The following is a 4,065-nucleotide window of genomic DNA, read 5'->3' as shown; positions in this document are numbered from 1 at the left end:
GTTGAGCGGGCGACGGGAATCGAACCCGCACCATCAGCTTGGAAGGTAGATCACGGGACCCCGATCTGTCCAATTGCTGCCTGATCATGACCGTTTTCCGAGGCCCGGGCGAAGTCCGCGATGTACCGCTGTTGACCGGCGCGAATGGCAAGTTTGTGGCACGCGGATGGCACAGGGTTGGCCCTGCTCGGTGGTGGTCTGCACTCGTCGGGGGCTGGCTACCCGCCTGCCCCATAGGGCCTGCCCGTCACGCGCAGAGGCTCACAGGTCAAGAGTCAGCGCAGCTGATCACGCAGTGACGCCGACAGGCGCTCTTGAGGTGTGAGGGGCGCGGGATCACAATGCAGGCCACCACCGAGCAGGGCCACGCGGCCGACAGGTCGCGCAGTAGTTCGGCAACCCGGTAGGGAGGGGGGCCGAAGCCCCCTCGAAGGTCAGTACCGGTCGGCGGGGTCGGTGGCGAGGTAGCGGTTGTTGCGCAGGCCCTGGAGGTAGTGGGCGTGGCAGCGGGGCTGCTGGTGGGTGCGGTTGTGCCACTGGTAGGCGAAGAGGTCGGTGGCGGGGGCGGTGCACTCGCGCATGGAGCAGATCGCGGCGGGGGTGATGGTCATGATCGGGGTCCTTTCCGGGTCGGTGGTGTCTGGGCTCCGCCTGGACCAGGCCGCACCCACCCCGGCAAAGGCTCGGCGCCCGGTAGGGGGTGCGCGGCCCTACTGTTGAAGAAACCGCCAGCCGATCGTTGGGAATCGTCGCCGCGTGCCCCCTGCCGGGTGACGACACCGCTTGGCCTTTGCCGGGGTGGGTGTGGTCTGGTACACCCTCCGGGCTGATACCACCGACCCGGGTAGGACCTCGACCGTCACCCCCGCCGCGATCTGCTCCGGAACGTGGGTGCACCGCCCCCGCCACCGACCTCGGAACCCGAGGCACCCAACCCGACCCGATGACGTGCCCACTACCTCCAGGGCCTGCGCAACAACCGCGGCCCGATCAACGGGGCCAACGGGGTGACGGGCTGTGACGGGCCGATCCGGGACCACGACCAGGGCCACGGCACCGAGTGCGGTAGACGGTCTGTGAGGCAAGCGAGCGAAGCTCGTGCGGCAGCCCATCGAAAGGTGTGCGGCTCGAGACGGGCTGATTCTGTCGGACTGATCCGGTGGCGCGGTGGGTGGTGCTGGGTGCCGCCGACGCGCCGCGGCCGAGGAGGCTTGCCGACGAGGTTGCGGTTGCGCGGCGGCGGCGCGCAGCGCCGCCGGTGCGCTCTTGATCCTGTATGGCGGAATTCGGCAACAACTGCGAACCGCACGTGTCGTGGTTCGACTGATGCTCAACATCGGCGGGGCTTGCCCGGTGTGGAACTCGTTGGCCGTCAATCTGGTCCGGGTTGGGCCGTGACAGATTGTCTCGGTCGACAGGCGGTCGGCTGATACCGTTGAGGGTGGATATCCACCTGTGAGGAGAGCGGGGCGTCTGATGTCGCAAACCAAGCACGAGTCCCGTTTGGCTGATGTGTTGCGGGCCTACATGCAAGCGCACGGGTTGTCGACACATGAGGAGATGGCACGCGTTCTGGGAGTTGACCGAACGCTGGTGTCGAAGTACCTCAACGGAACAAGATCCTGCCGGGATGTCGATCAGCTTCGGCTTTTCGCGGAGGCGATGGATCTACCGCCAGAGACGTTCGGGTTGATGCGTGCGGCTGACGTGGCGCAAGCGGAGCGAGACGAAGAGGTCACGCAGTGGCGCCTGGTCCGGCAGACGTTGAACCGCAACCGTCACGCACTGACTGCGGTTGCGTCCCGGCTGTACTGGGATGTTCTACCAATCGAGGGTACGACGTGCATCACGCGGCCGGGCTGGATGGCGGCAGAACCGCTCGACTTGGACGCGGTCACGCTCACCTTCGAGGAGAACGCTGCGCTGCCCGAACTGAACGGTGGTGAAGCCGAGTCGGCGCCCTATCGTCCACGGCGTTTGAATGGAGAACGGTTCGGCCGCTACAGCCAGGCGATCAGAGCGATCGCGAAGCCATCTCTGTTCGAGAATCGCACGTCGTACCGGCTGCTGGATGCCTCGTTCGACGAGGATAGGGCACGAATGTCCTTCGGGTTGACCACATACTTCGACATGGTGGATGTATGCGAAGTGATCGCTCACGAGACGGCTGCGGCCTGGATCTCGGCGCAGCGCGGGAAGGTCGAGCTCGATAGCCTTCCCTTCCGCCGCAGGGTCGATGACCTGTTCGATACCGGCCGCCGGCCGATCCTTCCGAGCATCAACACCCTGACGATTCGGCGCGCACCGGAAGGCGACACCTTCTTCCTGCACCGCCGAGGCTCCATGATGGTCACGCTGGCGGCCGGGCTCACTCATATCATTCCGGCGGGCGTCTTCCAGCCCGCGGCGATTGGGCAGATCAACATCGCGCGGGATTTCGACCTTTGGCGGAACATGCTGCGCGAGTTCTCAGAAGAGTTCCTGGACTCTCCTGAGCATGACGGGAGCAGCGGAACACCGGTCGACTACGACACCGAACCGTTCCGGACACTGTCGGAGGGACGGCGAACCGGGAAGGTGCGAGCCTGGTGCTTCGGCATCGGGATCGATCCGCTCGCTCCGGCCGGCGAAATCTTGACCACGGTCGTTGTCGATTCGGAAGTGTTCGATTCGGCCTTCCCTCAGCTCGCCCCTCAGAATTCCGAAGGTGAGTTGTACCCATCGGACCCCGGAACCGTGGGTATCGCGTGGACCGGCACGAACGTGCGTCGCGCTCTCAACCGTGAACCGCTGGCTGCCGCTGCTGCGGCCTGCTTGTCCCTGACCTGGAAGTACCGAGACCTTCTGTTGCCTTGATGCGATGATGGCTCCGTGCGCGTACTGGTGACCGGAGCCAATGGCTACGTCGGCCGTGCTGTCGTCGCATCCCTGCGGACTCACGGCTATGAGCCGATCGCTATGGTCCGTAGCGAATCGGCAGGCTTCGACGGGGCTGAGAGTGTCCGCGTCGCTGACCTGCTCGACGCGCGTTCGCTCCAGGATGCGGTTCGGGATGTCGATGCGGTGTGTCACCTTGCCGGGCTGACGCGGGCGCGAGAATCGATGACCGAGCCGCTGCGCTATTTCCGGGTGAATACCGGTGGCACGATCGCGCTGCTCGAGGCGATGCAAGCAGCCGGGGTCCAGCGGATCGTTTTCGCCTCCACTGGCTCTATCTACGGCACACCGGACCGCCAACCGATGACCGAGGATCTGCCGCCAGCACCACCGCACCCGTATGCGGCCAGCAAACTCGCCGCCGAGCTGGCGATCGAATCCCAATGCATGGGCCGCAATCTTGCAGCAGTGATCATCCGGATGCTCAACGTAGCCGGCGGTACTGATCGAGATCCGACCCGTTTGATTCCCCGCGCCCTCGCCGCCGCAGTCGGAACTTCGGTCCTGGCGGTGAACGGCGATGGTTCCACGGTCAGGGACTATCTGCACATCACCGATGCGGCTGAGGCATTCGTCGCCGGCGTCGGACGTGTTCCCGATCTCGGACGCTCGGACACCTACAACATCGGCAGCGGATCGGGCACCAGCGTGTCGGAGGTGATCGCGACAGTGGAAAAGGTTACTGGGCAACGTGTTTCGGTGGATCCGCGCCCTCCAGTCGTGGAACCGCCCAGGCTGGTCAGCGACGTTTCAAAGGCTGCGTCCGAATTGAACTGGAAGCCAAGGCATTCCGATATCGAGGCCATCGTCCGAGACGCATGGTTCTCCGGCGCAGCAGGGTCATGACCTTCGACCGGAAGCGTCCGCATCGCCCCTGACTTGCCCGCCGTCCTGGGCGGGGTTCGGCCGCATGGGGAGTACATCGGTGTCACCTGCCAGCCAGTGCAAGAACTCGATCACGTGTGCGTTCATGTTCGAGCCCACCTGCTGGACGGCGTCCTGAGCCCGCCGGTATAGCTCCGGGTCGGGGCGATATACGCGCGCGGGGTACTGATGCTTGCTCGGCATGCATTCGAGCATTTCACGGTGGCTAGCCAAGAGTCCATCCATGCTGTACATTTTGAGGTG

The 4,065-nt window shown here is 64.8% G+C and carries 4 protein-coding genes; 2 read left to right on the top strand and 2 right to left on the bottom strand.

The features are described from left to right. Positions 1-434 precede the first annotated feature (434 nt). Positions 435-611, bottom strand: a complete 177-nt coding sequence (locus IU449_RS28665; RefSeq protein WP_195005308.1) for a hypothetical protein — start codon at positions 609-611, stop codon at positions 435-437. A gap of 865 nt (positions 612-1,476) precedes the next feature. On the opposite strand from IU449_RS28665, the gene IU449_RS28660 reads away from it, so the two are divergent. After that, the gene (locus IU449_RS28660) at positions 1,477-2,856 is read left to right on the top strand and encodes a helix-turn-helix domain-containing protein (RefSeq protein ID WP_195005307.1); all 1,380 of its coding nucleotides are present in this window, start codon (positions 1,477-1,479) and stop codon (positions 2,854-2,856) included. Between the two features lie 15 nt (positions 2,857-2,871). Beyond that, positions 2,872-3,783, top strand: coding sequence for an NAD-dependent epimerase/dehydratase family protein (locus tag IU449_RS28655; protein ID WP_195005306.1), 912 nt, complete (start codon positions 2,872-2,874; stop codon positions 3,781-3,783). Here IU449_RS28655 and IU449_RS29380 read toward each other — a convergent pair. Continuing rightward, the coding region (locus tag IU449_RS29380) for a hypothetical protein (protein WP_228805865.1) at positions 3,778-4,065 on the bottom strand (288 nt) is incomplete at its 5' end. The two genes, IU449_RS28655 and IU449_RS29380, sit on opposite strands and share 6 nt — an antisense overlap.

This window comes from Nocardia higoensis (assembly GCF_015477835.1).
In the GTDB taxonomy this organism is placed as follows: Bacteria; Actinomycetota; Actinomycetes; order Mycobacteriales; family Mycobacteriaceae; genus Nocardia; species Nocardia higoensis_A.
Note: the sequence above shows the minus strand (reverse complement) of the source record. Positions and strands in the feature narration are given on the sequence as shown.

Excerpts from the sequence above, each read along its gene's own strand:
- IU449_RS28665 (WP_195005308.1), bottom strand. The coding sequence starts at position 611 with ATGACCATCACCCCCGCCGCGATCTGCTCCATGCGCGAGTGCACCGCC.
- IU449_RS28660 (WP_195005307.1), top strand. The coding sequence starts at position 1,477 with ATGTCGCAAACCAAGCACGAGTCCCGTTTGGCTGATGTGTTGCGGGCC.